Genomic DNA, 2,964 nt, shown 5'->3' on the forward strand with positions numbered 1-2,964 from the left:
GGTGCTGATTACAGCCCCAGAATGTTTTAAAATACAGTCATGTTGATGACGAAGAGAAACCAAATGTAAAGGAGTCGTTATTGTGGAAAAACACCGCCAGCGCGCTAGTCGGCTCAGCGCGACGCATTTATATATACTTAGCAGAGATAAATAATAATGTTTAAATTGGACGAACTGCGTAAATTGATGCAGAGGTATATGGAACTTAATGCTGATGAGAAAGAGCGACTTTCTTTACTTGAGAAAATACTAGAGACTTCGAAAGACTCACAAGAAGTTTGTTTAAGGAGCAGCCCAATCGGTCACATAACGGCAAGTGCTCTTATTGTATGTCAGGAGACAAGTCGAATTCTTCTTGTAAAAAAACCCACTTGGTCTCAACACCTTCAACCAGTAGGCCACTTACAAGAAGATGAAACACCTTTAGATGCCGCAAATCGACACTTGACATGGAGACTAGATTTAGGTTTCATTCGGAAGTTAGAGTATATACAGAGTGACTTAGACCCGTTAATACCTATTGATATTGATGCGCATTCAGTTCCGGCCAATATCGCCGATGAAGAGCCAGGACATACACATTTCGATTTTCGATATGTTTTTTTTGTTGAAGATGAAGACATGTTATCTAAGGATACGGAAATGTATCGAAAACATGATCCTCAGTGGTATGGACTTGATTACCTGAAACGTCTAAATAGCTTTAGTAAAGTTTTTTTTAAAATTCAGAACCTTAATACTCCACAATTGAAACGTCGCCGTTTCTATGGGCATTTAATAGCTTATAGCACTAGTCCACGGGTAAGTACAATAGCTGTTGCGCATATAATACCAGATGTAACAGATTATTTGATGGCACTACGACGTTGCTCTAATCTTCTAGGAGTTATTGCAAAACCAAAGTCGATTGATGAGGATACTAAGTCTTTATTATTAGATAAGGGGTTTCACCTTAACTTCAGTGCCCGTAATTCTAGAGAGCAGTTTTCATTTGTAAGTGAACAAATAACGAACGCCCCAAGCCCTGTTGTTCTATTGGATATTGGCGGTTGGTTTTCCACACAATTAAAACAGCTTGTTGATACTCATGGCGATAAACTTATCGGTGTAATTGAAGACACTGAGAATGGCCTGCCAAAGTACGAGCAGTTGAAGCCATTGCCTACTCCCGTTTTCTCGGCTGCACGTAGCCCTTTAAAAGATAATGAAGACTTTTTGATTGGGCAATCAATAGTCTTTTCAACTGACGCATTGCTGCGTGAGTGCGGCAGCCTATTACAGTATTCAAGCTGTTCCGTATTAGGTTATGGAAAAGTCGGTAGTTCAATAGCTCATCATCTCCTGATGCGTGGCATAAAGCCATGTGTCTACGAAGTAGATCCCCAACTTCAGCTTAAAGCATACAACCAAAACTGTGATGTTCTTCCATGGCATCGTTTATTGGCTAATTCCGATGTGCTTTTTTCAGCTACTGGTAATCAAGCACTCAAACTACCAGATTTCCGGTCACTGAAGAATGGTTGTTATGTAGCCTCTGTTACCTCATCTGACGATGAGTTTGATTTTAGCTTTTTAACATCTGAATACAGCGAAGAAACTATTACCCCTTATGTTAGGAGACTCACGGGTGAGCACAATTATTTTCATTTGATATGTGATGGAAATGCGCCAAACTTTATACATGGAGCTGTGGTTGGTGATTTCATTCAGCTTGTTCGGGCAGAGATGCTGTTAAGCATCGCTGAAATCGCTAGTATTGCTGAAAATAAAAGTGCGTACAACAAGAATACCTTTATTCAATCTTTAAGCCAAGAGAATAGAAACCATATTGCGAAGTTGTGGCTTAAGATCTTCACTGATCGCGGTTTACTGGATTGATATGGTAGCAATACAAAGTATATAGCGATGAGCATAGACATTGCATGATATGCTAAACAGCATATCTTCCATATTATAGTAGAAATGATGGGTATAGTATTAACCGAGTTTCTATGGCGAAACATTCATTACACAATGAGAGGCCGCAATGCAGAAAGATGTTGAATTTGAATATAAAGCGAAACTTACTCATTCTTTTGATAAAGAAGCGTTTGTTGGAATGTTATTTAAAGACAATATATATTCAAGAAAGGCATTAAATATAGTGCTAGACAGATACTACGATACACCAAAAAGAGAACTGTTTGTTAAGGGTGTTTTTGTAAGAGAGCGGGATGGAAAACGTATTGAAATAAAATACAGCCCTAATTTGGAAGATAAAACACATACATCAGCAGATGAATACAAATGCAAATTACCACTTCAAGAAGAGTGCGGCATGCGTATGCTGAAGTTTTTATCGAATTTTCTGATCGACTCAATACCTACAACTCTCAATTACAACACATCGGAAACAAGCGGACATTTCGGGCTTTCTGATTTCGTTAAGATTAAGAAGAAGAGACTCACTTATGAAAACAGCGATATTACTGTCTGCTTTGACGACGTAGAAATGTTGGGTAGCTTTATTGAGGTTGAAGTTAGAAATCTTGGGCTTAGGAATGGAATATTACAAATGATGAAGAATTTTGGGCTAAAACACATAAGCACGGGTTATGTAGAATTATATTTGAGGAAATACGATTACAAAACATATATAAATGGGCGTCATTTACTAGAAGAGGATAGAACTAGTAGTAGAAAGTAGAATAGAAGACACCAACCCTACGTAAGCTCCCCTACTAGGCTTTCTTTTAGACCTCCCCTGAAAAAGTAGACGCCTCCGTAAGCTTCCCCGTCAAGTGGACAGCTCAAAAGTAGAGTTTCTGGCCTTTTCAAGGGCCTCAAGGGGTGTCATCCCACCAAGGCTGTCGTGATCTCGCTCTTCGTTGTATTCCAGCATCCATGAAATGACCCCCTCCAGAGCTGCACAGGTTATAGTGCAGCAAGGAGGTTAACTAGAGTTTAGAGTTTCAGAGGAGAAAA

The 2,964-nt window shown here is 39.2% G+C and carries 2 protein-coding genes; both read left to right on the forward strand.

Going from position 1 to position 2,964, the window contains the following annotated elements; translation table 11 throughout:
- Positions 1-156 precede the first annotated feature (156 nt).
- Complete coding sequence (locus ACOCD2_RS15525) at positions 157-1,878, forward strand: hypothetical protein (protein ID WP_293649386.1); 1,722 nt, start codon at positions 157-159, stop codon at positions 1,876-1,878.
- Between the two features lie 148 nt (positions 1,879-2,026).
- On the forward strand, positions 2,027-2,686 hold the full coding sequence (locus ACOCD2_RS15530; RefSeq protein WP_293649388.1) for a CYTH domain-containing protein: 660 nt from the start codon (positions 2,027-2,029) through the stop codon (positions 2,684-2,686).
- The last annotated feature ends 278 nt before the right edge of the window (positions 2,687-2,964 follow it).

Source organism: Thiolapillus sp., assembly GCF_048562965.1.
Classification (GTDB): domain Bacteria; phylum Pseudomonadota; class Gammaproteobacteria; order Chromatiales; family Chromatiaceae; genus Thiolapillus; species Thiolapillus brandeum_A.